General features: G+C 72.5%; 24 protein-coding genes and 4 pseudogenes. 13 read left to right on the top strand and 15 right to left on the bottom strand.

Annotation, left to right across the window (positions count from 1 at the left end):
* Nucleotide 1 precedes the first annotated feature (1 nt).
* Complete coding sequence (locus tag F3L20_RS17975) at nt 2-193, bottom strand: hypothetical protein (protein ID WP_150155237.1); 192 nt, start codon at nt 191-193, stop codon at nt 2-4.
* Nucleotides 194-436: 243 nt separating this feature from the next.
* Here F3L20_RS17975 and F3L20_RS17970 point away from each other — a divergent pair, with 243 nt between their 5' ends.
* Nucleotides 437-2,590, top strand: a complete 2,154-nt coding sequence (locus tag F3L20_RS17970) for a TerD family protein (RefSeq protein ID WP_150155236.1) — start codon at nt 437-439, stop codon at nt 2,588-2,590.
* A gap of 416 nt (nt 2,591-3,006) precedes the next feature.
* Here the strand turns inward: F3L20_RS17970 and F3L20_RS17965 are convergent, their stop codons facing one another.
* Nucleotides 3,007-4,248, bottom strand: a complete 1,242-nt coding sequence (locus F3L20_RS17965) for a PP2C family protein-serine/threonine phosphatase (protein WP_150155235.1) — start codon at nt 4,246-4,248, stop codon at nt 3,007-3,009.
* A 225-nt stretch (nt 4,249-4,473) separates the two neighbouring features.
* Here F3L20_RS17965 and F3L20_RS17960 point away from each other — a divergent pair, with 225 nt between their 5' ends.
* A complete protein-coding gene (locus F3L20_RS17960; protein ID WP_150155234.1) occupies nt 4,474-5,100 on the top strand; it encodes a dihydrofolate reductase family protein in 627 nt (208 codons plus the stop codon).
* 18 nt (nt 5,101-5,118) lie between these two features.
* On the opposite strand, the gene F3L20_RS17955 is transcribed toward F3L20_RS17960, so the two are convergent.
* Nucleotides 5,119-5,361, bottom strand: a complete 243-nt coding sequence (locus tag F3L20_RS17955; RefSeq protein WP_150155233.1) for a DUF6411 family protein — start codon at nt 5,359-5,361, stop codon at nt 5,119-5,121.
* Between the two features lie 233 nt (nt 5,362-5,594).
* Here F3L20_RS17955 and F3L20_RS35670 point away from each other — a divergent pair.
* Nucleotides 5,595-6,733: pseudogene (locus F3L20_RS35670) on the top strand (hypothetical protein); the annotation flags it as partial.
* A 582-nt stretch (nt 6,734-7,315) separates the two neighbouring features.
* Nucleotides 7,316-7,699 (top strand): molybdenum cofactor biosysynthesis protein, encoded by a 384-nt coding sequence (locus tag F3L20_RS17940; RefSeq protein ID WP_240810676.1) that lies wholly within the window; start codon nt 7,316-7,318, stop codon nt 7,697-7,699.
* A gap of 67 nt (nt 7,700-7,766) precedes the next feature.
* Here F3L20_RS17940 and F3L20_RS17935 read toward each other — a convergent pair whose 3' ends face one another.
* From F3L20_RS17935 to F3L20_RS17925, 3 genes are all read right to left on the bottom strand, one after another.
* On the bottom strand, nt 7,767-8,297 hold the full coding sequence (locus tag F3L20_RS17935) for a hypothetical protein (protein ID WP_150155232.1): 531 nt from the start codon (nt 8,295-8,297) through the stop codon (nt 7,767-7,769).
* 241 nt (nt 8,298-8,538) lie between these two features.
* Nucleotides 8,539-9,960 (bottom strand): amino acid permease, encoded by a 1,422-nt coding sequence (locus F3L20_RS17930; RefSeq protein WP_150155231.1) that lies wholly within the window; start codon nt 9,958-9,960, stop codon nt 8,539-8,541.
* Between the two features lie 197 nt (nt 9,961-10,157).
* Nucleotides 10,158-10,337, bottom strand: coding sequence for a hypothetical protein (locus F3L20_RS17925; RefSeq protein ID WP_150155230.1), 180 nt, complete (start codon nt 10,335-10,337; stop codon nt 10,158-10,160).
* A 168-nt stretch (nt 10,338-10,505) separates the two neighbouring features.
* Here F3L20_RS17925 and F3L20_RS17920 point away from each other — a divergent pair, with 168 nt between their 5' ends.
* On the top strand, nt 10,506-11,819 hold the full coding sequence (locus F3L20_RS17920) for a DUF2254 domain-containing protein (protein ID WP_150155229.1): 1,314 nt from the start codon (nt 10,506-10,508) through the stop codon (nt 11,817-11,819).
* On the opposite strand, the pseudogene F3L20_RS17915 reads toward F3L20_RS17920, so the two are convergent.
* The 4 genes and pseudogenes from F3L20_RS17915 to F3L20_RS17900 all read right to left on the bottom strand — a co-directional run.
* Nucleotides 11,804-12,285, bottom strand: a pseudogene (locus F3L20_RS17915) (pyridine nucleotide-disulfide oxidoreductase); the annotation flags it as partial. The gene F3L20_RS17920 and the pseudogene F3L20_RS17915 sit on opposite strands and share 16 nt — an antisense overlap.
* A gap of 273 nt (nt 12,286-12,558) precedes the next feature.
* Nucleotides 12,559-13,488, bottom strand: a complete 930-nt coding sequence (locus tag F3L20_RS17910) for an NAD(P)H-binding protein (protein ID WP_150155228.1) — start codon at nt 13,486-13,488, stop codon at nt 12,559-12,561.
* A gap of 279 nt (nt 13,489-13,767) precedes the next feature.
* Nucleotides 13,768-13,827, bottom strand: a pseudogene (locus F3L20_RS35665) (CGNR zinc finger domain-containing protein); the annotation flags it as partial.
* Between the two features lie 97 nt (nt 13,828-13,924).
* Nucleotides 13,925-15,088 carry an alpha/beta fold hydrolase gene (locus tag F3L20_RS17900; protein ID WP_240810675.1) on the bottom strand — a complete coding sequence of 388 codons (1,164 nt, stop codon included), beginning with the start codon at nt 15,086-15,088 and terminating at the stop codon, nt 13,925-13,927.
* A gap of 324 nt (nt 15,089-15,412) precedes the next feature.
* Here F3L20_RS17900 and F3L20_RS17895 point away from each other — a divergent pair, with 324 nt between their 5' ends.
* Complete coding sequence (locus tag F3L20_RS17895; protein WP_206338793.1) at nt 15,413-16,330, top strand: NADP-dependent oxidoreductase; 918 nt, start codon at nt 15,413-15,415, stop codon at nt 16,328-16,330.
* Between the two features lie 132 nt (nt 16,331-16,462).
* Nucleotides 16,463-16,939 carry a VOC family protein gene (locus tag F3L20_RS17890; RefSeq protein ID WP_150155227.1) on the top strand — a complete coding sequence of 159 codons (477 nt, stop codon included), beginning with the start codon at nt 16,463-16,465 and terminating at the stop codon, nt 16,937-16,939.
* A gap of 122 nt (nt 16,940-17,061) precedes the next feature.
* Here the strand turns inward: F3L20_RS17890 and F3L20_RS17885 are convergent, their stop codons facing one another.
* The 4 genes from F3L20_RS17885 to F3L20_RS17870 are packed head-to-tail and all read right to left on the bottom strand — an operon-like array spanning nt 17,062 to nt 19,946.
* Nucleotides 17,062-17,334, bottom strand: coding sequence for a DUF6510 family protein (locus tag F3L20_RS17885; RefSeq protein ID WP_145824458.1), 273 nt, complete (start codon nt 17,332-17,334; stop codon nt 17,062-17,064).
* Nucleotides 17,335-17,353: 19 nt separating this feature from the next.
* A complete protein-coding gene (locus F3L20_RS17880; protein WP_150155226.1) occupies nt 17,354-18,112 on the bottom strand; it encodes a ferredoxin reductase in 759 nt (252 codons plus the stop codon).
* A complete protein-coding gene (locus F3L20_RS17875) occupies nt 18,082-18,681 on the bottom strand; it encodes a sulfite oxidase-like oxidoreductase (protein WP_150155225.1) in 600 nt (199 codons plus the stop codon). Before F3L20_RS17875 ends, F3L20_RS17880 begins: the two co-directional genes overlap by 31 nt.
* Before the next feature lie 38 nt (nt 18,682-18,719).
* Nucleotides 18,720-19,946 (bottom strand): cation:proton antiporter, encoded by a 1,227-nt coding sequence (locus tag F3L20_RS17870; protein ID WP_150155224.1) that lies wholly within the window; start codon nt 19,944-19,946, stop codon nt 18,720-18,722.
* Nucleotides 19,947-20,121: 175 nt separating this feature from the next.
* On the opposite strand from F3L20_RS17870, the gene F3L20_RS17865 reads away from it, so the two are divergent.
* The 5 genes and pseudogenes from F3L20_RS17865 to F3L20_RS17845 all read left to right on the top strand — a co-directional run bounded on the left by F3L20_RS17865 (nt 20,122) and on the right by F3L20_RS17845 (nt 23,565).
* Nucleotides 20,122-20,529, top strand: a complete 408-nt coding sequence (locus tag F3L20_RS17865) for a YciI family protein (RefSeq protein ID WP_150157390.1) — start codon at nt 20,122-20,124, stop codon at nt 20,527-20,529.
* Between the two features lie 8 nt (nt 20,530-20,537).
* Nucleotides 20,538-21,683, top strand: coding sequence for an RNA polymerase sigma factor (locus tag F3L20_RS17860; protein WP_150157391.1), 1,146 nt, complete (start codon nt 20,538-20,540; stop codon nt 21,681-21,683).
* 75 nt (nt 21,684-21,758) lie between these two features.
* Nucleotides 21,759-22,213 (top strand): annotated as a pseudogene (locus tag F3L20_RS17855) (hydrolase); the annotation flags it as partial.
* 166 nt (nt 22,214-22,379) lie between these two features.
* Complete coding sequence (locus tag F3L20_RS17850; RefSeq protein ID WP_150155223.1) at nt 22,380-23,216, top strand: endonuclease/exonuclease/phosphatase family protein; 837 nt, start codon at nt 22,380-22,382, stop codon at nt 23,214-23,216.
* Between the two features lie 64 nt (nt 23,217-23,280).
* Nucleotides 23,281-23,565, top strand: a complete 285-nt coding sequence (locus F3L20_RS17845) for a GlsB/YeaQ/YmgE family stress response membrane protein (RefSeq protein WP_150155222.1) — start codon at nt 23,281-23,283, stop codon at nt 23,563-23,565.
* 92 nt (nt 23,566-23,657) lie between these two features.
* On the opposite strand, the gene F3L20_RS17840 is transcribed toward F3L20_RS17845, so the two are convergent.
* Complete coding sequence (locus F3L20_RS17840; RefSeq protein WP_150155221.1) at nt 23,658-24,257, bottom strand: helix-turn-helix domain-containing protein; 600 nt, start codon at nt 24,255-24,257, stop codon at nt 23,658-23,660.
* Nucleotides 24,258-24,345: 88 nt separating this feature from the next.
* Here F3L20_RS17840 and F3L20_RS17835 point away from each other — a divergent pair, with 88 nt between their 5' ends.
* Nucleotides 24,346-24,972 (top strand): SAM-dependent methyltransferase, encoded by a 627-nt coding sequence (locus F3L20_RS17835; RefSeq protein WP_150155220.1) that lies wholly within the window; start codon nt 24,346-24,348, stop codon nt 24,970-24,972.
* The last annotated feature ends 11 nt before the right edge of the window (nt 24,973-24,983 follow it).

Genomic DNA, 24,983 nt, shown 5'->3' with positions numbered 1-24,983 from the left:
ATCACGGGTGCCGCTGCGGGGCGGCAGGCCTCGTGGACGCCTCGGCGGTGTCGTACCCGGGCGGGGTGGAGGGCAACTGGGGCAGAACCTCGGCCAGGTCACGGTGGATCCGGTCGGCTTCTCCACGGACCTGGACGGGGATGTCGCCGCGTTCGGCGACGAGGCGGTCATAGACAGGGGTGGGCTGAAACACGATGGGGGCGCTTTCCCTTTCCGATCACACGTTTCCCAGGACTGACGCAGCATACGAGCCGCCCACCGCCCTCCGACGACGGGCCCCGGCCCCTGAATCGCCAGTGAACGGGCTTCACGGAATCTCCACGGCCGGTGTTGCGTGCGTATTACAGTCTTCCCTGTGCGACTGGCTCTTGTGTCGCGCAAGAGATGAATGGGCCGGATTGATTCCATGTGCCCGAGGTGCGCAGTGGGGGGCTTCATGCAGGAAATGGTCAAGGGCGCGAATGTGGCCCTGGCGGACCTCAGCGAGGACGTCGGATCGGTCATCGTCAGTCTGGGCTGGGCCAGCCCGACCGGCGAGGGCGACGCGGACGTGTCGGTACTGCTGCTGGACGCGAACGGCAAGGTGCGCAGCGACAGCGACTTCTACTTCTACTTCTACAACCATCCGGTGGCCGACGACGGAAGCGTTCAACTGCTGGGAAAGACGCCGACGGCGGACGGCAGCGAGGACCGGATCAGTTTCGACCTGACCGCGGTGCCGGGCGAGGTCGAGCGGATCGTCGTCGCAGCGAGCAGGTACGAGGGTGCCAGCTTCGGTGAGCTGGAGGACGTGAGGATCACGCTGGCCGACGCGGCCGGGGAGGGTCTGCTGCGGTTCGCCGTCGATGACGCCGACTCGATGACAGCGGTCATCTTCGGCGAACTGTACCGGCGGGGCGAGGGGTGGAAGTTCCGCGCCGTCGGACAAGGGTACGCGACCGGGCTCGCCGGGCTGGCCACCGACTTCGGCGTGGACATCGAGGACGACGCGGCCACGGAAGCACAGGCGCACGCGGAGGCGGCAGCGGATCCGGAGGCCGGGGAAGAGCCGGAAGCGGTGCTCGATGCCGTTGGCGACAGCGTCGGCGCGGGCGGGCCGGGCGACGTGACGACGTCCGTGCCTGTCGCGGAGCCGGCCGGGCAGGCACTGATGGATGCCGTACCCGCCCCTCGCCGACCCGACGACCACGCGGACAAGCGCCAGGCGGACGAGGCCTGGGCGGACCTGGCCAAGAAGCCGGCCGCCCGGCCACGTACCGCGAAGAAGAAGGTCACCCTTCCCGCGACGGTGAAGAAGACCCTGGCGGAGAACGACTCCTGGAGGGCCGCGAGGCTGTTCCCGGTGTCCGTACTCAAGAGCGACCGGGACCGTGAGATGCGGGCCACCTCCGTGCTGCTGTCGGTGATGGCGCAAGTGCCGGAGTTCAGCCGACGACTCACCGCGGCCTTCGGTGCCCCGGCGGGCCGCATGGAGACGTTCACGGAGGTCTCCCTTCCCCACGGCGACAGTCCGCGCCGCCCGGACGGCGTCATCCGCGTGGAGCGGGCCGGGAAGCTGTGGACCGCCCTGGTGGAAACGAAGACCAACGGCAACGCGCTCAAGGCCGAGCAGGTGCAGGCGTACATGGACATCGCCGCGCGCCGCGGTTACGAAGCCGTGATCACGCTGACGAACGACGTCGCCCTGGAAGGCAGCCCGCTCGTCGACGTCAAGATCGACAGGCGGCGCAAGCACAAGGTCGCCCTGTGGCACTTGTCCTGGGCGGAAGTAGCCCACCAGGCGCAGATGTTGATCAGGCACGAGGGGGTGGGCAACGCCGCGCACGCCTGGCTGCTGCAGGAACTGCTGCACTACCTCCAGCACGAGAACTCCGGCTGCCACGGCTTCCAGAACATGGGGCCCTCCTGGGTCCCCGTGCGCAACGGCATCGACGACGAGACCCTCTGTCAGGGGGACGGCCGGGCGCTGGAGGTCGTCGAGAACTGGGAACGGCTCATCCGCCAGGTCTGCCTCAGGCTGGGTGGCGAACTCGGGCAGAAGGTCCTGCCCGTCCAGCGGGCCAAGCGCGGAACGGACCCGAAGGAACGCCGTGACCGCCTCGCCGACCAGCTGTGCCTCGACGGGCGCCTCCAGGCCGAGCTGCGGATCGACGGCACCCCCGGTGTTCTGACCGTCGGCGCGGACCTGCGCACCGGCAAGTTGCGCACCGCCATCGACGTCCCCTCCCCCGAACAGGGCTACCCGCTGAGCTGGGCCAAGCAGCTCGTCCGGCGTCTGGCGGACGCGCCGGCGGACCTCCATGTCGAGACCCTCGTCGACGGCACCGGCCCGGGTCCGCGCGGCACCCTGGAGCGGCTGCGTCCCGAACCGGCGGATCTGCTCCCCAAGGACGGCGCGACCAAGATCACCGGTTTCCGGCTCTCCCTGTTCAAGGGGATGGGAAGCGGACGCGGCAACGCCGAGACCGGCTTCATCCGCAGTGTCGACGACGCCGTGCACCGCTTCTACACCACGGTCGTCGTCCACCTGGACACCCCCGTGGCACGCCGGAAGCCGACGAAGGACCGCGTGGCGGCGGCGGCCGAGTGAAGTGACGCACCGCCGGTCGCGGGCGAGGTACGACTGCCGCCCGCGGCCGGCGGTCGGCGCCGCGCCCGAGCCAGGTTCACCGTGGGCGCCCCACGCTGCCGTCCGCGGGGCAGGCCGTGCCGTCAGCGAGTTGGTCGGCCAGGGCGTCCAGTGAGCCGGCGTGCAGGTCGAAGCCGTCGGCTGGAGAAAGGGGTCCACCCAGGGGCCGGGCGACGTACGCGCACCGCATACCTGGCCTCTGCGCTCGGCGCGGGTCTCCCAGGCGTGGGCGGCGACCATGAACAGCCGTTGCGGCGGCGTCCCCGAGGCGTCGACGGCCGGCCGGTGGACGGCCGGGTCGGCACGTCGAAGACGAGGGCGTCGATGCTCGAGGGGCGCGGCACGGGGAACTCCAAGGGCAGGACGGAGAGGGACGCTCAGAGGCGTACCACGATCAGGGCGATGTCGTCGCGGCCTCCGTCGGCCACGCCCAGGCGGGTGAGCAGGGTGTCGGCCAGGGGCTCAGGGTCCAGCTGCGCGTGGCCGGCGAGCGCGTCGGTGAGGCGGAGCAGGCCCGCGTCGATGTCCTCGCCCCGGCGTTCGATGAGCCCGTCGGTGTACAGCACGAGGGTGTCGCCCGGCAGGTAGTCGACCGTGGCCTGGGGGCGCGGGGTCCGCTCGGTGAGGATGCCGAGCGGTGGGTCGGTGGCCTGGTCCAGCAGGAGCACCGTGCCGTCCGGGCTTCCCAGGAGCGGTGGGGGGTGGCCGGCGCAGGTGTAGGTGATGCGCCGCCCGCGGGTGTCGACGACGGCCTTGGCCGCCGTCGTCGCGAGCGCGCCCTCGAAGGTGCGGGCGTAGCGGCTGAGGAGATCCATCGCCCCGCCGGGCTCCTGGATGGCGCGTACGGCGGCGGACAGGGCGCTGCGGAGCATGCCCATGACGGCGGCCGCCTCCAGGCCGTGGCCGACGACGTCGCCCACCGCGACGGTGAAGCTGTCGTCCGCCAGGTCCACCACGTCGTACCAGTCGCCGCACACGTTGAGGGACCGGGTGGCCGGCATGTAGCGCACGGCGATGCCGCGGTGGGAGGCCAGGTCCGGGGCGTGCAGCATGACCTCCTGCAGGGCCAGGGCGGTCCGGCGTTCCCAGTCGTGCGCGGCGCGGAGCTTCTCGTTGGTCTCCTGGAGTTCCCGCGCCCGCGCGTACAGCTCTGCCTCCGCCGCGGCCCGGGTCCTGCCCCCGCCCGTCGGCGCGTCGCGCGCCGTGCGGGACAGCAGGAACTCGGTCATGTCCTCGACGCGGTGCACGATCCACGCGATCTCGCCGTCGGGTCCGAGGACAGGTGTGTTGACCGGCGACCACCACCGTTCCTGGAACTCGCCGGGGCGGCCGGGCACCGCGAGGTCGTACCGCTGCACGGCCAGGGAGTCCGGTTCCCCCGTCTCGAGGACCCGCTGGAAGGAAGCGCTCAGGTTGCGGATGCCGTCCGCCGCCGGATCGTCGGGGTTCTCCGGGTAGACGTCGAACAGATGGTGACCGATCAGGTCGTGGCGGGCACGGCCGGTCACACTGAGGTACATCTCGTTGACCTCGACCACCACGAGGTCGGGGTCCAGCACCAGGTAAGGGCTGGGCATGACCGAGAACAAGGCCTGGTAGTCGACCCTCGGTGTGCTCATGTGCGGTCTCCCGTCCGCGCCGGCGCGTCACGGACAGTATGCGCCGTGGAGGACAGCGACGGCCCTCGGCTCGCCCGGCTGCCCGGGCGCGCGCGGGCAGCGCACGGGGAGTTCACGGACCACGCCCGGCCGCGATGAGTTCGCGTGGCCGGACGAGTCACCCTCATCGGACACCTTCATCGGAAGCGGCACACGACGCCGCCCCGGCGGCCAGGAGCGGACACCATGAAGCTGACGACCATCACCAACGTCTCCGTCGACGGGGTCATGCAGGGCCTCGGCGGCTCGGAGGAGGACCGCAGCGGCGGCTTCGAGCGCGGCGGGTGGGCCCTGCCGCTGGTCGACGAGGAGGCGATGGCCCACCTCGGCGAGGTGTACGGGCGCGCCGACGCGTTCCTGTTCGGGCGCCGGACGTACGAGATCTTCGCGGGCTCCTGGGGCGTCATGCCCGACCCGGAGAGCAACCCGGTCGCGGCACCCCTGCACGCCCGGCCGAAGTACGTCGTCTCCTCGACGCTCACCCGCCCGCAATGGGCGCGCACGACCGTCCTCTCCGGTGACCTCACCACCGCCGTCCGCGAGCTCAAGGAGCGGGGGCAGGGCGAGCTGCAGGTGCACGGCAGCGGGCAGCTGGTGCGGTGGCTCGCGGCCCACGGTCTGGTCGACGAGTTCGTCCTGCTCACCTATCCGGTGATCGTGGGCCAGGGGACGCGGCTGTTCCCTCAGGACGGCCCGGACAGCGCCCTCGACCTGGTCGACTGTCGGTCCACACCGGGCGGGGTGACGATCCAGGTCTACCGGCCCGCCGGCCGTCCCCGGTACGCGACGGACACACCGGCCGCCACGTCGTGACGGGCACGCGGGCGCGTGTCAGAACGGCATCTTGCCGCGCGCCCGACGGCCGGCGGAGCCACTGCGGCCGACCGCACGGGAGCTGGAGCTGAAGGGCTTGCTGAGCAGCCGCCCGAGCGGGCCCGGAGCCTTGGAACCTGCCCGGGAGCCGAAGCCGAGCGTGCGTTGCGTGCCGTTCTGAGGGTGCCGCGACAGACGGGGGACGAAGAACGCGAGCACGGCGATGACCACGCAGACGGCGACGATACCGACGACCATCATGAAGGCCTCCTGAGATGTTGCGGTGGAGCTGTGACGTGCGGACCGGGCGGTCCGTGCGACCACTCGTTCCCGCTTCCGGCGCGAACACGCTTCCGTTTCCGGTCGGGTGCCACGCCCGCGCCTCAGCCGTGCACAGCGGCACCGTGATCCCCACGTGATCGCAGGCGCGTAACGTCCCCCGGGCCACGACGACTTCGTGGCGTCGACGGTGAAACCGGGGAGGGGGGCGGCACATGGAGTACCGGTACGCGGCGATACCGGCCGTGGCGGCGGGTTGATGCTGACGCTGCTGCTGTGGTGGGCGGGGCCGGCGCCGACGCCCTGCAGTTGGACGGGGCCGCGGGGGTGCTCGGCATCGAGACGGACGCCGCCCTGCGGAGCTGGCTGTACCCGTGGGCGTACGACCCCTACGCCGGCGCTCTCGCGGACGGGTCCGCCGTGTCGACGTCCGACGGTTCCCACTACCTCGGCCTCCACCACACGGCGATGCAGATCCGCTTCGTCGCCGTGTTCGTGTTCTACGCGGCCGGGGCCCTGCTGCTCGTCCGGCGGATCCCCGCGGAGCGCGGGCGGGTCCGGCCGGCCCTGCTGGCGTTGTGGGCCTGGGGCCTGGTGGCGGGCACCCTGGCGGTGACGGTGTCGTCCCCTGGCTGATCGCCGCTGGGGGACACGGCAGTTACCGCTTCCTGCCACACCTGGCCGGGCTCTCCTCTTCCGGGCGGACGGTTCTGGTGCCGCTGGCGCTGGCCGCGGCGGTGTGGACGGTGTTCGTGACCCGGCTGGCACTGAAGCACGCGGAGCCGCAGCCCCGCGGGAACGTACCGGCACGGGCCGCGCTCGTGGCCGCCACCGTGGGAACGGCGGTGGTCGCGGTGTCGGTGGTCGTGCTGTCGTACCAGGAGAACGCGGCGCGGATCCAGACGGCGTTCACGGGTGCAGGGTTCCTCAGCGAACCGGGCGATCTGCTGCGCCAGTGGCTGGTGCTGAGCGCGTGGTCCGGTCCGGCCGGGGTCCCTTCGGCGACTGGCTGCTGGTCCGGCTCGGAGACGTGCTGCTGCTGGCCGTGGTCTGGTGCGCGCTGCGGTGGCTGCCCGGGGTGCTCACCCATGTCTCGGTCCCGGCGATGGCGGCGGGCGCGGTCTGTGCGGTCGTCCTCGGGCTGCTGGCCCGGCATCTGGTGCGTGTGGCGGTGGTCGACGGGTCGTGGAACTACCGGGGTCTGCTCCAGGCGGCGTCCGGGCTCGGCGACGGGACGAGCGCCGCGGTGCTGTGGGGCACGCTGGCGGGCGTCGCGGCGGCGCTGACGCTGAGGACGTCCGGGAGGGGGATGGCGACGCCGGGCTCAGGGGGGCCTGGCTCGGCGGACCCCGGATCGCCGGTGCCCGGCCCGGCAGGCGATGCCGGCCCGGCGGGCGGCCCCAGCATGGGGAACCTACCCAGCGCTGCCGACGGCCCCATTCCGGACGGCTCCGTAGATGCCCGGGACAGCGGGCACCCTCGCCCCGGCGAGCAGTCCCGGCCCGGCGAGCAGCCCCCACTCCGCTAACGCCCCCGCTGCCACCGGCCCCGACCCGCACGGCCCCGTAGATCTCCGGGAACGGCGGGCAGCCACGCCCCGGCGGGCGGTACCAGTCGGCGGAGGGACCCAGCTCGGTCGGCGTCGCCCACGCTGTCGGCGGCTCCGGCGCGGAGGCGCCCGCGTCGGGGGAGCCCGGGGCGGGCGGATGCCGGACCGGCGGGCTCCGGTTCCGCTTCCGCGCAGGTGAAGGGAGACGGGTAGGGTCGGAGCCGGTGTGTCCGCCGGAGCCGACGAGGAAGCGCATGATCGAAGTCGAGGTGGTCCAGCTTCTGGTGTCGCCCTCCCACCGGCTCGACGGGCGGCCCTCGGACGGGCCCGCGCCCGGCCCGACGACGAGCGTGTCCGCGCGCCGAGGTGCGGGCGAGGCTGGGGCTGGTGGGCGACCGCTACTACGCGCAGCCCGCCCACCGCGACGCCTCCGTGACGATCATGTCCGCGGAGAACCTGCCCACGGACATCGACCCCGCCGTCGACCTACGGCAGACCCGGCGGAACGTCCTGCTCCGCGGCGTCGACATCGACGCGTACGTGGGCGCGACGATCAGTCTGGACTGCGGGCCGGGGCCGGTGCGGTTCTCCGTGAACCGGCCCGCGCGGCCGTGTGCCTGGATGAACGTCACCGTCGGCCCGGGCGCGCAGCGCGCGCTCAGGGACAAGGGCGGGGTCCGGTGCACCCCGCTCGACGACGGAGTCCTGGCCGTCGGGCCCACGCGGTTCGCCGTACTGTCGGAGCCCACCCCGCCCGCCCCGCGCCGCTGACACCCCGCCCGCCCCGCGCCGCTGACGCCGCGGCCGGTCGCGACGGCCGCCCGCCCCAGGGCCGTCGCTACTTGATCACGGCGTTGGCGCCGATGATCACCAGGCCGATGACCATGTCGCCGAGTCCGGCCCGCAGCGACGCCGGCCACCGTCGGCCCGCGTGGCGGGCGGTCCAGACGCCCCACCCGGCGAGGATCAGGGTGTTGAGCACCAGCGCGACATCCACCGCGTCGGCCTCCGACCACCAGTCCGGCACCGCGAACAGCAGCAGGATCACCGTGGGGAGCGCCGCGGCGACGACCGGCCACTCCGCGATCATGGCGCGCAGTCCCGCCGTCAGTCCCCCGGGCTCCGCGGTCATGCGGTGGGAAAGGACGTGTGCGTAGCCGTGCGCGGCCGCGGCGGCAAGGGCGGTGAGCAGGACCCACAGGGCGTCCGAACCGGCGGTGGTCTGCTCGTCCGGGGAGTCCAGAGCGGCCGCCAGGGCGCTGGCCAGGACCAGCCCGTAGACGCCGCTGAGCAGGCGCGGTTCGGGGGGTTGCCGTCCCGTTGTCGGTGGGTCGGCCGGGCGGGGGGACGGCTGGGCGGGTTCGCGCATCGCTGCGGCCTCCGGTGGGAGGGGCGGGACAGGGGGACACGGCACACGTGAGGCGGCCGGAAACCCCGGCCGCCTCACGTGTGCCGTGTTCTGGATCAACTGCCGGATCACCCGGAGGCAACGCCCTGTCCCGGAAGCTGCCCCATTTGCCCGACCCGGCGACGGGCGGCGGGCGGCGGGCGGTGATCCGCGGGCGGCGGCCCGGTGTCCACAGCCCGCAGTTCACCGCCCGGCCGACCGGTCACCCCTCGGCCGTACGGGCCTCCGCCCGCTGCTTGCGCGCCGCCATGACCGCGTAGATCAGCACGCCGGCGAACAGGAAGAGCACCCCCTGGTAGACGGCCTGGTAGCCGGCGCCTGCGACCAGCCACAGCGAGAACGCTGCGGCGACGGACGCGACCACCGCGTCGCGGACCAGGCGGCCCCGGTCGACCCGCTCCCGGTGCCCGGAGACGAGGTGGAACAGCTGCGCGGCGGTGGCGAGCAGGTAGGGCACGGTCGCGGTGAAGGTGGTGACCAGGACCAGCGTCTCGAAGATCCGGGCCGTGCCGGAGGCGTAGTTCCACACGGTGAGCAGGGAGGCGAGGAGCACGGTGACACCGACGCCGACCGTCGGCACCCCGCGCCGCTTGCGGGCGAGGGCGGCGGGGAAGAGTCCGTCCTTGGCCGCGGCGTACGAGGTCTGCGCGCTCATCAGGGTCCAGCCGTTGAGGCAGCCGGTCATCGACACGAGCGCGGCGAGCGCCACCGCCCAGCCGCCCCAGGCCCCGCCGAACATGGCGTTGACGGCGTCCGAGAACGGCGCGGTGGAGTCGACCAGCCGGTTGTGGGCGACCGTGCCGAAGACGGCGAGCGTGCCCAGCAGGTAGACGACCGCCGCTCCGGCGGTGCCGATCACGGTGGCGCGTCCCACGGTCCGCCGGGGGTCGCGCACCTCGCCGGCGCTGACGGCGGCGGACTCCACGCCGAGGTAGGAGAAAAGGAGGATGGCGGCCGCGGCGGAGATCGCGCCCGTCGCGCTCTCCCCGCCGGCGCGGAAGGGGCCGAGGTTGTCCGCGTCGAAGGCGAACAGGCCGCCGACGGCGACGAGCAGCAGGGGCACCAGCTTGAGCACGGTGGAGACCACCTGCACGGCGCCGACGTAGCGGGTGCCGGCGATGTTGGCGAGGGCGGGCAGCCACTGAAGGACGAGGGCGGCGAGACAGGCGGTCCAGCGGTGCTCGTTCACCGGGATCAGCACGTCGAGGTAGCCGACGGCGGCGACGGCGAGGGCCGCGTTGGACACCCAGGTGGTGATCCAGTACGCCCAGGCGGCGAGGAAGCCGGCGAAGTCGCCGAACGCCTCGCGGGCGTAGACGTACGGGCCGCCGGTCCTGGGGTCCCGTTCGGCGAGCCGGCCGAAGACCAGGGCCAGGGCGATGGCGCCGACGGTCAGCACGCCGAAGGCGACGAGGCTGATGGTGCCGTAGGGGGCGATGGAGGCCGGGAGCAGGAAGATGCCGCCGCCGATGATGTTGCCCATGACCAGGGCGGTGGCGACGGGCAGGCCGAACCGGCGGGTGCGCCGTCCCGTGCCGTCAGGGGTGTCGCCGGAGTGGGCGGGGCCGTCGGTGGTGGCCTGCGGGGCCGGAGCCGGTGGGGGGACGGTTCCGGTGACGTGCATGGGGTGGTGCGCCTCTCTTCGAACTGGCGCCCGGGATCGCCGGGCCGGAGCAATGGTCGGACATCCCCGTGGATCCCGCCAAATCGGACGTAATCGTCCGGCGGAATCCCGTCCGGCTCCGGAAAAGGTGCACCGTGAAGGCTCCGGGACGCGCAATCGTCCCGCGGCGCGTCGCACCTCCCGTGGTGGGGCATGACTCAGACGCCGCCCATGCGTATGAGCCACCAGTCCGGGGTGACCGCGGCGTCCGCCGAGCCGTGGGGCGCGACGGGCCGCTCCTCGACGGTGTCCTCGATCCGGATTCTGTCGGGCAGGTGCGAGAAGCGCGTGCGGCGCTGCGCATCCGCCTCGTCCCCGGGTTCGCGTACCTGGTCCATGCGCCTGCTCCTTGTCCGAGGGCTGCCGTGTGACCGGTCAGATCATGACGAGTATGCGTTCCGCCAGCGTCACCTGTCAAACAGGTGACGATGACGCTCTGCGTCGGCCGTTCCCCGGCGGTAGCGTGAGGGGCGACGGCCCGTTCCCGGGCACTGCGGAGGCTGCCCATGCCTACCTGGTCGTTCCGGTTCCAGCTGGGGCAGTACGTCAGGACGAGCCTGTGGATCCTGCCGGTGCTGGGACTGGCCCTGGGGGCCCTTCTCGGCGAGGGCGCGCTGGCCCTGGACGACATGGTGGGGATCCCGACCGGCTGGCGGTACACGGCCACCACGGCGACGGGCGTGCTGACCGCCATCGTCGGTGCCATGGTCGCCCTGCTCGGATTCGTCGTCACGATCGGTGTGCTGGTCGTCCAGCAGGCCACCGGCACGCTGTCCCCGCGCTACATGCGCCTGTGGTACCGGAACCGGCTGCAGAAGGCCGTGCTGTCCCTGTTCGCGGGCACCTTCGCCTTCGCGTTCACGCTGCTGCGCCGGATCGGCCCCGGCACGGTGCCCGATCTCGGCGTCACCCTGGCCGGCCTGGCCGTCGCGGTCAGTCTGGTGATGCTGCTGGTCTACCTCAACCGGTTCGTGCACGACCTGCGTCCCGTGGCCATCGCCGACCGGGTGCGCCGCACCGGCCTGCGGGTGCTGGGCACCTCGCTGCAGGCCCAGGGGCGGTGCACCCTGCTCGACGAGGCGGCCCACCCGGGACACGGCACACCGGCCGAGGTCGTCCGCTCCGCAGACGGCGGGGCCCTCCAGGGGATGGACGTGGGTGGGTTGATGAGGGCCGCCGCGCGCCACGACTGCGTGCTGGTGGTGGCGCACCGCGTGGGTGACTTCGTGCCTCCGGGGGCCGTGCTGATCGAGGTCCACGGGGCGCCCCGCACCCCGCCCGAGCCGCGCCGGCTGGCCGGGCTGGTGGCGCTGGGCGCCGAGCGGACCGTCGAGCAGGACCCCGCCTTCGCGCTGCGCGTGCTGGTCGACATCGCCGTCCGGGCCCTGTCCTCGGCGGTGAACGACCCGACCACCGCCGTCCAGGTCCTCAATCACATCGACGCGTTCCTGCACGAGGTGGGCCGGTCCGAGCTGAGGGGCAGGCACGTGCTCGGCGACGCCGACGGCGCCCCGCGGGCCGTCGTACCCGGCCGGAGCTGGGAGGAGTACCTCGAGCTCGGCGTGACGGAGGTGCGCGAGTACGGCGTCGGCTCGCTGCAGGTGTGCCGGCGTCTGCGGGCCCTGCTGGAGGGCCTGCTGCCGGGTGTCCCGGCGGAGCGGCGTCCGGCGGTGCGCCGCCAGCTCACGCTGCTCGACGCCGCCGTGGAGCGGGAGTTCCCCGACGCCTTCCGCCGCTCGCTGGCCCGCACCGGCGACCGCCAGGGCATCGGGGGCGGGAGCCCCTCCCCCGGCACCCCGCCGCGTCACGGTCCCCGGTAGGTCTCCAGCAGACGCAGCCACACCTCCCCGAGGGTGGGGAAGGCGGGTACGGCGTGCCAGAGCCGTTCGACCGGGATCTCCCCGGCGACCGCGAAGGTCGCCGAGTGGACGAGTTCGGCCACGCCGGGTCCGGCGAACGTGACGCCCACGACGGTGCCGCGGTCCGGGTCCACCAGCATCCGGGCCCGGCCGCGGTAGCCCTCGCCGTACTGGTGCGCTCCGGCAAAGCCCGTCATGTCGTGGTCGAGACGTCGACCCGGCGGCCGGTGCGTTCGGCCTCCATGGTGGTGAGGCCGACCGCGGCGACCTCGGGCACGCCGAAGACCACCTGGGGCACGGCCGCCGTGTCGGCCGTACCGACGTGGGTGCCCCAGGGCGCGTCGTCAACGGGCCGTGCCGCCGCCCGGGCCGCTATGACGGCGCCGGCGATGCGGGCCTGGCACTTGCCCTGGTGGGTGAGGAGCGCGACCGGACGCCCCCTCCGGGTCGCCTTCATCGACGAGGGAAATGAGTCACCGCCCGATACGTCCACCTCGCCGCGCGGTTCGCACCGTCGCAGGGCAGGACGACAAGTTCCGGCTTCAGCTTCATGCGGTGCTGCATCCACTTCGAGAGAGGTGACCGGGACGCCGAGTGCGTCACCGATTGAACTGGTGACGAGGTTGCGGCAGGCTCGCCACCTTTCAAACAAGTGACGAATTGGGTGACGTCCACCGAGGTGGCTGACGGGACGGATCGCTCAGCCGAGGCGGTCGGCGGGCTCAGGAGCGAGGTACTGGTCCCGGCGGGCGGCCACGAACTCCTCGACGGCCTGGGCCGGTACGCCCGTCACCCGCTCGACGTCGTCGGTGACCCGGTCGTAACGGTTCTCGCGGTGCAGCCGGCACATGGTGACGATGTGGTCCTCGATGTGCGGGGGCAGTCCCGCCCGGGAGAGAACCTCCTCCCGCCACCGCTCCAGGGGCACGTCCGTGTAGACGACGGACCGGCCGAGCGCCCGGGAGTACTCTCCGGCCATCTCCGTCATGTCCATCGCGCGCGGGCCGGTCAGCTCGTAGACGTGGTCCAGGTGGCCCCGCCGGTCGGCCAGCAGGCCGGCCACGACCCGGGCGACGTCGGCGACCGCGACGGGCGACGTGCGTCCGCTCCCGAAGGGCAGGGCGAGCGTGCCGTCCGCCATGATCGACCGGGCGGCGAGCGTCGTGAACAGCGGATTGTCCAGGAACGACGTGGGCCGGACGTGCACCACGGGCAGACCGGACCAGTCGAGCACCCGCTCGGCCAGCCAGTGCAGGCGCTGCTGGTGGGACTCGTCGGTGCTGGTGGCGGTCATCTGCGACACCGTCATCTGGGACATGCCGACCAGGACGTCCAGCTCGCCGTACTCCCGCGCCACGCTCGCCACGACGGTCGCGGCCAGCAGGTGGTCACGGGAGACCGGCATGGCGAAGTACATGCGGTCGATGTCCCACAGGCCGGCGGCGACGGTATCGGGTCGGGTGAGGTCACCGAGGACCACCTCCGCGCCGAGCCGGCGGAGTCCCGCCGCCCGCTCGTCGTCGCGACGGACCAGAACGCGTACCGGTACGCCGTCAGCGCGAAGGTGTTCGATCACCGCGCGGCCCACACCGCCGGCGCCGGTGACGAGGACGGACTGACGAGAAGGCATGGTCGGCCTCCCTCCGGCCCGGCCAGGCCCGCCACGCGCCCGTCGGCATCCGTCCGGTGCAGGCCGCCGCCAGGCGCACGGCGCGGTTCCGGCGGGCCCGGTCTCAAGGATGTGACCAGCTTCGCACAGGCGGCCCTGCCCTTCGCGGCGAACGGCGGACGGCAGGCCACCGCGCCCGCCGCGCGTGGACGGCGGATCGTCACCGTGCGGGCGCGGGGCGCGAATGCGCCGGCCGGACCGCCGCGCCTTGAGCAGCCCGTTCGCCCGCTTGCGGGCGCGGTAGGCGGCGGCCTTGAGCTTGTTGCCGCAGGGACCCGTGGCACACCACTCGCGGCGCGCGCCGCGGGACCGAACGTCGTTGCTTGCGGCAACGGCGTGCCGCGCGAACCGGTGCCGTCACGACGCCGGTCCGCGCGACCGCAGTGTGTCCCGGTACCTACTTCTCGGCCGGCAGCGGAGAGGCGTCGGCGCCGCCGGTGCGCAGGAACTCGGTCAGGGTCGCGAGCAGCGCGTCGGGGGCCTGCTCGGCGAGCCAGTGGCCGGCGTCGGGGATCACCGTCCCACGGACATCCGTGGCGACGCCCTTGAACGAGTCGGCCACCGCCGGCCCCCAGCTCTCCGCGCCGCCGATGCCGAGCACCGGCATGGTCAGCTTCGTCGTCGCGCGCTTCTCGTTCTGCGCGAGTGTGTCGTCCCAGGCCCGGTAGAAGCCGAAGCTCCCCGTCAGACTCTCCGGATCGGACAGGAGGCGGACGTAGTAGTCCATGGCCTCCTTGGACACGCCACCGCCCTGTACGGCGAACTCGTAGCCGTAGAAGATGTCCTCCCTGCCCGTGACGAGCCGCTCCACGAGCGGGTCGTCGACCCGGTTGAAGGGGATGTGCCACAGCCTGTTGTTGAGTGGCTCGGGGACGAACAACGGGGGCGAGGGGGTGACGCCCGGAGGTCCGGGAACCTCGGCGAAGGCCACCCGCTCGACCCGCTCGGGGAAGTCGGCGGCCAGTGCGTAGGCGATGATCATGCCCGTGTCGTGGCCGACCAGGGAGAACCGCTCATGACCGAGCGCGTCCATGAGAGCGGTCAGGTCCTTGGCGAGGGTGCCGGTGTCGTATCCGGTGCGCGGCTTCCCGGTCAGGCCGATACCGCGCTGGTCGGGGGCGATTACCGTGAAGTGGCGGGCCAGTTCCGGCATCACCAGCCGCCACGCGTACCAATTTTCGGGCCAGCCGTGCACCAGCAGCAGAGGCGGACCCTCACCGCCGACGACCACGTGCTGGCGCAGGCCGTCGGTCTCGACGAAGCGGTCGCTGAACGTCCGCCTGAACTCCGCGGACAGCCCGGGTGAATTCGCGACGGTACCGAGCGTCTTCGGGGGCACCGTGACGGTGGTGGGCGGGGCGGTGGAGGCGTCACCCGCGGAGGGGCCACCCCGGCGCAGAGAGGCGTCGGCCGTCGTCAGGGCCCACCCGCCGACCAGTGACATGGCCGCGACGGTGGCTATCAGGCCGCCGATCACGGAGCGTCGCCGACGTCTGCGTCCGGCCGGTGGCGAGGGTTCCGGGTCCTCGGCGGATGAAGGGTCTTCTGAAGCGTTGTTCATGTGCTTCTCCTTTCGCGGACCGAACGTAGCATCGGCTCCAATTACCGGCATGTCACTGTTTGTTGTGGAGGGACGGACACAGCCCGTGACGGGGGGCGTACAGCCGTGCCGCGGCCTCTGCCGGGGCGGGTGCGGTTGCGCCGATGGAGTGAGGAGCCGCCCGCCGGACCACCCGCGCCGACGGGGGCGCGGAGGGCCGGGCGGCCTCCGGTCGGGCGGCGGCGGACAAGGGCGCGTGCGCAACGTCGCCGCTCCGTTCGACCTGAGGGCGTTCCGCCGTCATGCTGGGAGGAGGAGGTCTTCCACACTCGTCAGGGGGCCTCGATGAGAGCGATACGAGCTCATGATCGCGACGCACCCGTGGACAGTCTGGTCGCGGAGGAGGCCCCGTATCCGTATGCGGGCCAGGGCGACGTCGTCGTGAAGGTGCGCGCGGCCTGCTTCACCCCCGGTGAACTCACCTGGCCCGCCTCGTGGGTCGACCGGGGCGGCAGGGAGCGGGCCCCCGTCGTACCGGGGCACGAGGTGTCCGGGGAGGTCGCGGAGGTGTCGGTCGGCACCACCGGACTGTCCGTGGGACAGCGGGTGGTGGGCCTGACCGACTGGAACCGGGACGGCACCCTCGCCGAGTACGTGGCGGTGGAGGCGCGCAATCTCGCGCCGCTGCCCGCGGGCATGGATCACGTGCACGGGGCGGCCCTGCCGATGCCGGGTCTCACGGCCTGGCAAGGGCTGTTCGTGCACGGCCGGATCGAGACCGGGCAGAGCGTGCTGGTGCACGGAGCGGGAGGGGGGGTGGGAATGGCAGCCACACAGCTCGCCCGTGACGCCGGTGCGCGTGTGCTCGGATCGGGCCGCGCGAAGAGCAGGGAGCGGGTGCTGGAACTGGGCGCCGAGGAGTTCGTCGACCTGGAGCAGCCGGCGTGGGAGGAAGCCGTGGGCCTCGTCGACCTCGTCTTCGACGCCGTCGGTGGGACGGTGCTCGACCGCTCGGCCGCCGTCCTCAGACCGGGCGGCACCCTGATCAGCATCTCCCGCCCTCCGACCGTACGGCCCGAGGACGGCCGGGCCCTGTACTTCATCGTCGAGCCCGGCCGTGACCACCTCGCGCAGGTCGTCGACCGGTACCGGAAGGGCCGGTGGCGGCCTTTGGTGGGGAGTGTCCGCACGCTTCCCGAGGTGCCGGACGCGTTCCGCACCAAGTCCGGTACGGCCGGCAAGACGGTCGTCGCCGTCGCCTGAGTCCCGTGCGACCGCCGGGACCGGGGCGTCGCACGCCGCTCACGCGCGGACGTGCGGCCCCCCGAGCGACGGCGTCGTGCCGGACTCCGGCCGGCGGAACGGGAGTTCCGTACACGGAAAGCAGACACTCTCATGGATCTGAAGCTCGAACTCATCGTGCTGCCCGTCTCGGACGTCGACCGGGCCAAGGCCTTCTACGAGGGCCTGGGATTCCGCCTGGACCTCGACAAGGCGGCCAGTGAGGATTGGCGTGCCGTGCACTTCACGCCGCCCGGTTCGGAGTGCTCGGTCATCTTCGGCAAGGGCCTGACGTCCGTGCCGCCGGGCTCCGCACAGGGCATGTACCTCGTCGTCGACGACATCGAGAAGAGCCGCGCGGAACTCGTCGACCGCGGTGTCGAGGTGAGCGAGGTCTTCCACGACGCGAACGCCGTCTTCTACCACGGCCACGGCGGCGGGGACTTCACCCACGACCCCGGCCAGGGCCAGGGCCGGCTGCCGGGTCTCCACCCGGACCGGATGTCCTACGGCTCCTTCGCCACCTTCAGCGACCCGGACGGCAACGGCTGGGTGCTGCAGGAGGTGCAGCAGCGGCTCCCCGGCCGCTGACGAGCCGCCGGCCCGCCGCGCGACTCCCCACGGCCGCCGCCCGTTTCGCGCGGGCGGCGGCCGTGCCCCGTCGACAACCACCGCTGGTTCCGTCACCGGCCGGTGCGGGTGTGTGTCCGTCGTCAGGCGGACGCGGGGACCCGCAGGTAGTTCAGGCCGCTCGCGTCGAACCACATGTGCTGCGGGGAGCGGACCATGCGCAGCAACACGTCCTCGCAGCCGGGACAGCGCAGCACCGTACCGGGGCCTCCGAGGTAGGCGTGTGCCTCGGCCAGCATCATGCGCCGGCCGCAGCCCTGGCACTGTCCCGAGGCCATGGTCATGTCGGTGCCGAACAGCGACTCCAGGTCCCCGGCGGCGGCGTTGCCGTCGAGGAAACCTTGCGTGACGGTCATGGGAATCCCGTTCCTTCGTTCATCCGGTGGGTCCGAAACGTTCGGTCCGGATGCGGCCGGGGTCGTGCCCGAGTGCCACGAGCAGACCGGCCGCCGTTTCGACGAATCCGGTGGATCCGCAGACGTAACAGGTCGGCTCGAAGTCCGGCGGCCATCCCGCGGCGGTGAGATCGTTCGCGGTGATACGCCCGGGAGGCCGCGGCCAGCGCTCCGGAGCGGAGCGGCTGTAGAGAAAGGTCTTGTCGAGCCCCGGGTCGTCCGTCCGCAGGTCGCTCACGAACAGCTGCGACGCGGGGCCGCGCAGGCTGTACACCAGCCGGAAGGGGACGCGGCTGCCGGCGGCGCGCCGGGTGCGGATCATGGCCATCAGCGGCACCAGGCCCGAACCGCCGCCGACGAGGAGAACGGGCTCCCGCTGTACGTCGGGCCGCCACACGAACCAGCCGCCGACCGGCCCGCGCAGCTCCACCAGGTCCCCCACCGCGAGGTCGTCCACCAGGTACGGGGACACCTCGCCGTCGTCGACCCGCTCGACGGTCAGCTCGACGCGTTCGCCGTCGCCGGACGCCGAGCCGATGGAGTAGCTGCGCTGCGTGCTGTAGCCGTCCTCCGCCGTGAGCCGCACGTCGACGTGCTGCCCCGCCAGATGGCCCGGCCAGCCGGGTACGTCGAAGACGAGGGTGCGGGCGTTGTCCGACTCGTCCCGTCGCTCGGTCAGGCGGGCCGGCAGCCAGAGCAGCCGCCCGCCTAGTCGCCCTGATACCGCTGCTCGCGCCATGGGTCACCGTAATCGTGGTAGCCGACGGTCTCCCAGAAGCCGCGTTCCTCCTCGTCGAGCAGCTGGATGCCGCGCACCCACTTCGCGGACTTCCAGAAGTACAGGTGCGGCACGAGCAGGCGCGCCGGACCTCCGTGTTCCGGGGGGATCTCGTCGTCGTCGTAGCGGTAGGCGATCCATGCCCGCCCGTCGAGGAGGTCCTCCACCGGGATGTTGGTGGTGTAGTCGCCGTAGGAGTGGACGAGGGCGTACTCGGCGCCGGACTCGACGTCCTCCAGCAGGACGTCCAGGGAGACGCCCTGCCATCGCGTGCCGAACTTCGACCACTTGGTCACGCAGTGCAGGTCGACGGTCGGGGTCTGGGAGGGCAGCGCCAGCAGCTCTTCCCAGTTCCACAGGTGTCGCACACCCGTCTCGGTGCGGATGGTGAACTCCCAGTCGTCGAAGCTCACTTCCGGCGTGGGGCCCGCGGACAGCACGGGGAATCCGGTGGTCTCGTACTGCCCGGGTGGCAGTTCGTGCCCCTTGTCCCGTGCCCGACCGTGGAACCCGCGTGAAATGACGGCCATGTCGCATCCCCATTCTCCGAGCGGGCAGTCCCCATTTTTCAGGAGTCGGGGCGGCCCGGCATCTCGGCGGGACCGTCGCCCTGCGCGGGGGCGGTGCCCGTGCGGCCGAGCAGGGGCAGGGCCACCAGCGGAAAGACGATGCAGGACAGCAGTCCCGCCGCCACCAGCGCCGCCGCGTTCTCCGGCCGGATGGCGTCGAGCCGCACCCCGATCGTCGTGGCCGCCACGATCAGCGGCAGGGACGTGGCCTGCAGGAGTCCGGCGGCGACGAGTTCCGCGCGGGAGAGGCCCGCCCCGCGGTAGAGCAGTGCGGGCAGTCCGCGCACGAGCAGCAGGGCCGCGAGGAACAGCGGCACCCGCAGGACGGTGCCGGCGTCGGCGAACAGCGCCACGAGGTCGAACTGGATGCCGCTGGTGACGAAGAAGACCGGGACGAGGAAGCCGTAGCCGATGCCGTCGAGCTTGGTGTGGAACTGGGGGTGCCGGCTCCCGGCGTCCGGGTCGATCAGGCGGAGCACGGCCCCGGCGACGAAGGCGCCCAGGACGGCCTCGAAGCCGAGGTGCATGGCCAGCGCGGACAGGCCGACGATGAGCAGCATCGTCAGCCGGACCCGGATCTGGGCGCTGGTGTCCGCCAGGCCGGTCACGGTCCTGGACAGCCACCGGGAGCGGGTGGCGCGGATCGACGTGACGACGACGAGCACCGTCAGGCAGGCCAGGCCGAGCAGCAGGAGCAGCCGTGAGGCGAGGCCGGAGGCGTGCTCGGAGAAGAACAGCGACAGCAGGATCACCGCGCAGAACTCCCCGGCGGACGCGCCCCCGATGACCAACTGTCCGACCGGGCGGTCGGCCGCGCCGGCGTCCTTGAGGACCGGGATGAGCAGTCCGAGGGACGTGGCCACCAGGGCGATGCCGACCAGCAGCGGGCTCTCGGCCAGACCGGCGAGGTCCAGCGACCAGCCGACGGCGGCGGCGAGGGCGATCGAGCCGGCCAGGCCCAGGCCGACGAGCCGTGCGGCCGGTCCGCGCCATCGTTCGAAGTCGATCTCCAGTCCGGCGAGGAACAGCAGGAAGCCCAGCCCGATGACCGACAGCGCCTCGACCGTCCCGTCGGGCTGCACCCAGTTCAGGACCGCCGGTCCGAGGACGACGCCGGCCACGATCTCCAGGACCGGGCCGGGCAGTGGCAGGCGGGGCACCAGGGCGAGGAGGAACGGAACGGCCGCGGCCACCGCGAGCACGATGACCAGGTTGTCGTACGACATGGTGGCTCCCGTGGCCTCGGACCCTCCCACCATGCACACGCGACGCGACGCCACGCATCCCGTCCGGACGCCTGGAAAAAATCTTCGCCGGTGATGTCGAGAACCGCCGTCCGGCTCCGTCCCCGCTGTGGACGCGACGACAATGGGTCGCACCAGCACCGAGGAGAGAACCACGATGGCCAAGTACCTGCTGCTGAAGCACTACCGCGGCGCTCCGGACCCGGTGAACAACGTTCCGATGGACCAGTGGACCCCGGAGGAGATCTCGGCCCACGTGCGGTACATGAACGACTTCGCCGCCCGGCTGGAGAAGACCGGCGAGTTCGTCGACGGCCAGGCGCTGGCGCCCGGGGGGTCGTGGGTCCGGTACGACGGCGAGGGGCGTCCGCCGGTGACCGACGGGCCGTTCGCCGAGACCAAGGACCTCATCGCCGGGTGGATGGTGATCGACGTCGACAGCCATGAGCGCGCCGTCGCACTGGCCGGGGAGCTGTCGGCCGCGCCCGGTGCGGGCGGCAGGCCGATCCACGAGTGGCTCGAGGTGCGTCCCTTCCTCACCGCGCACCCCACCGTCACCGAGTGATCGAGCCGATGGACGAGGCGCTGCTGAGGGCGCTCACCCCGCGTGTGCTCGGGATCCTCGGCCGCCGCGGAGCGGACTTCGCGGCGGCCGAGGACGCCGTGCAGGAGGCGCTGGTGGAGGCGGTCCGCGTCTGGCCGGAGGACCCGCCGCGCGATCCGCAGGGCTGGCTGGTCACCGTGGCCTGGCGCCGGTTCCTCGACGCGACGCGGGCCGACACCGCGCGCCGCAGGCGTGAGGACCGGGTCGAGGAGGAGCCGCCGCCCGGGCCCGCGCCCTCGGTGGACGACACGCTCCGGCTGTACTTCCTGTGCGCCCACCCGTCGCTGACGCCGGCGTCCGCGGTCGCGCTCACCCTGCGGGCCGTCGGCGGACTGACCACGCGGCAGATCGCGCAGGCGTACGTGGTACCGGAGGCGACCATGGCGCAGCGCATCAGCCGTGCCAAGCGCACCGTCTCCGGTGTGCGGTTCGACAGGCCCGGCGACGTGTCCACGGTGCTGCGGGTCCTGTACCTGGTGTTCAACGAGGGCTATTCGGGCGATGTCGACCTGGCGGCCGAGGCGATCCGGCTCACCCGGCAGCTCGCGGCCGTGATCGACCACCCGGAGGTGGCGGGGCTGCTCTCGCTCATGCTGCTCCACCACGCGCGGCGGGCGGCCCGTACCGCGCCCGACGGAAGCCTGGTGCCGCTCGCCGAGCAGGACCGCGGCCGGTGGGACACGACCCTGATCGCCGAGGGCATCGGCATCCTCCAGGCGGCCCTGGCCCGTGACCGGCTGGGCGAGTTCCAGGCGCAGGCCGCCGTCGCGGCGCTGCACGCCGACGCGCGCAGCGCCGAGGAGACGGACTGGGTGCAGATCGTCGAGTGGTACGACGAACTCGTCCGGCTGACCGGCAGCCCGGTGGTGCGGCTCAACCGCGCGGTGGCCGTCGGCGAGGCCGACGGGCCGCGCGCCGGGCTGGCGGAGCTCGCGGTCCTGGACGACTCGCTGCCCCGGTACGCGGCGGTCGCGGCGTACCTCCACGAGCGAGACGGGGACCCGGAGACGGCGGCGGCGCTGTACGCCGAGGCCGCGCTGAAGGCCCCGAACCTCGCCGAGCGCGACCATCTGACGCGTCAGGCGGCCCGGCTCAACACCCGCGGACGCCGCTGAGCACACCGCCGGGGAGGCGTTCGTCCTCCCCGGCGAGGGCGAGCCGTCAGCCGCTCGACGGCGGCCTCGATGTTCCCGGGCGGCACACCGGGGGTGTAGTCCAACACCAACTGCCTGCTGTTGGGGCAGCTGTTGGAGAAGGTGACCGGTCTGCCCGCCGCGATCACAGCATTCACGACATGTCGTGGGCGGGCCCCTCGGCGTCCCTGGTCTCGACCGTCTCGGACCTCAACCGCTTCCATGCCCTGCTGCCGGCCGGTGAGATCGTCGGCCCGTCCTCGCCGGCGGAGATGCGGCGCACCGTTCCCGTCGTCTCACAGGAGGGGAGGACGATCGACTACGGCGTCGGTCTGCACCCGCTGGAGACCCCGGGCCCGGGACAGGAGACGTACTGGGGGCACGGCGGCCGGCAGTGGTGCGTCGCTGTCAACCTCCAGCGGTGGAACGCCCTTGACGCCTGCGGCTGTCCGCGACCCCACGCCGTCGACGCGGCGCTGGATGCCTTCCACCGCCTGGCGATGTACGGCTGACGGCGGTCCGGTCACGGACCGCTCCCCCGCGCCCGTCGTCCCAAGCGGCGTCAACTCCCCTTGCCCGTGCGGACGGGCGGCCCTCACACGCTGCTGACACCCTCGTCGCCTACCCTCGTCGCAGGAGACACCGGGAGCGGTGCGGGTCCATGTCGAGGAGGCGGGGGTGTTCGGTAGGGGTGCGTGGTTGCTCGCGGGCGCCGTGGCGGTGACCGGCATGCTGGTGCTGGGTCCCAGCACACCCGTCGGTCTCCCCTTCGCCAGGACGGTGCCGGCCGACGCCGCCAAGGACGTGGTGCCGAACCGGGTCATGACGTGGAACCTCTGCAACCCCTGCGACCAGGACAACGTCGACCGTGCGGCGGAGATCGCCAGGTACGCGCCGCAGATCGTCGGCCTGCAGGAGGCGTGTGTGCGGGACGTCGAGCGGATCAGGGACCACCTGGCCAACCTGCACGGGCTGGACTACCACGTCGAGTACGGTCCGGTGCTGCGCAACTGGAGCCGCTGCGGGGGAGCTCCGTGGAAGCCGGGGGGCTACGGGCAGGCACTGCTGTCTGCGGCCCCGATGACCGACGTCGTCCTCGAGGAGTACCCGCACGGCGGGTCGGAGGACCGCGGTTACCTCGCCGTGACCACCGAGGTGGCCGGACAGCCGGTGCGGGTCTTCAACACGCACCTGGCACAGCGGCGTCAGGAGTCGGTGCGCGAGGAGCAGACCCGGGTGCTCGCGCCGCAGGTCGCGCGGTACGACCGCGCGATCGTGCTCGGCGACTTCAACGCCGTACCGGAGTCCCCCGAACTCGCCCCGATGTGGGCGCTCGCCGAGGACACGGACGCCGGCTGCCGGCCGTCCTCCGCCGGCGACTGCAAGCCGACGACCGACTGGCAGAGCAAGTTCGACTACGTGTTCCTGAGGGGCGTTTCGGCGCTGGGGCACGAGGTGCTGGACAGCGAGTACTCCGACCACCATCTGCTGCACACCGATGTCACGGCGAGCTGACTCCTGTTAGAAGGCGCGAATCGTGGAAACACGTTCGACGAACCGACTACAAGGGAGTCTTTTGATGGGCATCATCGCTTGGATTTTCATCGGTCTGATTGCCGGCGCCATCGCCAAGGCGCTCATGCCGGGCAAGGACCCGGGCGGCATCATCATCACCATGCTCATCGGTATCGCGGGAGGTCTGCTGGGTGGCTTCCTCGGCAAGGTGATCTTCGGGGTGGACTCCATCGACGGCTTCTTCGATCTGTCCACGTGGATCGCGGCCATCATCGGCTCCGTCATTCTCCTTGCCCTGTACCGGGTGTTCGCGGGTCGCAGCCACCGGGGCGGTCACGCGCACGCCTGACCGCGCATGCACCGGTGTGAGGTGACACCACCGCAGGCAGCCGCCTGCCACGCGGAAGGCCCCCGTCCGGAGGACGGGGGCCTTCCGCGTGCTCACGGCCGGTCGCGTCCGGCGCGTGGACCGGTGCGGAGGTGGGCGCGTACGCCCTGGAGGCCGAACAGGACGAGCAGTTCGACCGTGTCGCCGTCCGCGCTGCCCAGCCAGTGCGGCAGGGAGGTGTCGAACTCGGCCGCCTCACCGGGTGACAGCGTCAGGTCACGCTCACCGACGAGGAGCCGCAGCCGGCCGCTGAGGACGTAGAGCCACTCGAAGCCCTCGTGGGTCTGGGGCGTCGGTTCGGCGGGGTCCGGCCGGGCGGGGATGATCATCTTGAAGGCGTGGACCCCGCCCGGGCGGCGGGACAGCGGGACGAAGGTCATCCCGAACCGGGTGACCGGCTTCAGATGGATCCGCGGGTCACCGGTGCGGGGTGCGCCCACGAGGTCGTCCAGCGGGACGTCGTAGGTCCGGGACAGCGGCAGCAGCAGCTCCAGGGTCGCCCGGCGCTGTCCGCTCTCCAGCCGGGACAGGGTGCTCTCGGACACGCCGGTCGTCGCCGCCACGTCCGCGAGGGTGAGTCCGCGGGCCCGGCGCAGGGCGCGGAGCCGTGTTCCCACGGCGTCGAGCACGTCGTCGTCCGTCCGGCGGTCCATCGGGCCAGCTTGCCACAACGGCAAGATTCCGTGCCGGATCGGTGTACGGCTGCCGACACTGGGGCTCCCGACGACCTGAGGAGTCCTGATGAGCACAACCGATGCGGTCACCTTCTGGGACGGCGTCCACGCGGCCCGGCCGGCCGCGGACCGCCCCTCCCCCAATGTCCGCCTGACGGAGACGGTGACGGGGCTGCGGCCCGGCGACGCCCTGGACCTGGGCTGCGGCTCCGGCGGCGACGCGCTGTGGCTGGCCCGCCGGGGCTGGCGGGTCACCGCGGCGGACATCTCGGCCGTCGCGGTCGGGCGGCTCACCGCCCTGGCCCGCTCGCACGGCCTGCACGACCGGGTCACGGCCGTACGGCTGGACCTGCGCGCGTCGTTCCCGCCCGGCACGTTCGACCTGGTCACCGCGCACTACCTGCACACGCCCTACGACCTGGAGCGGTCGGCCGTCCTGAGCTCGGCCGCCCGGGCGTTGCGGACGGGCGGCCGCCTGCTGGTGGTGGACCACGGCTCGACCGCCCCGTGGTCGTGGGACCAGGACCCCGCCATCCGTCACCCGAGTGCGCGGGAGGTCGCGGCGGAGATGGACCTCGACCCGTCGGTCTGGACGGTGGAGCGGGCGGACGCGTCCCGCCGCGTCGCGGCGGGTCCGGACGGCCGCACCGCCGAGGTGACCGACCATGTGCTGCTCGTCCGCCGCACCGCCTGACCGCGCATGAG

The organism is Streptomyces tendae, assembly GCF_008632955.1.
GTDB lineage: Bacteria > Actinomycetota > Actinomycetes > Streptomycetales > Streptomycetaceae > Streptomyces.
The sequence above is the reverse complement of the archived record's forward strand: the minus strand, read 5'-3'. Positions and strand labels throughout refer to the sequence as shown.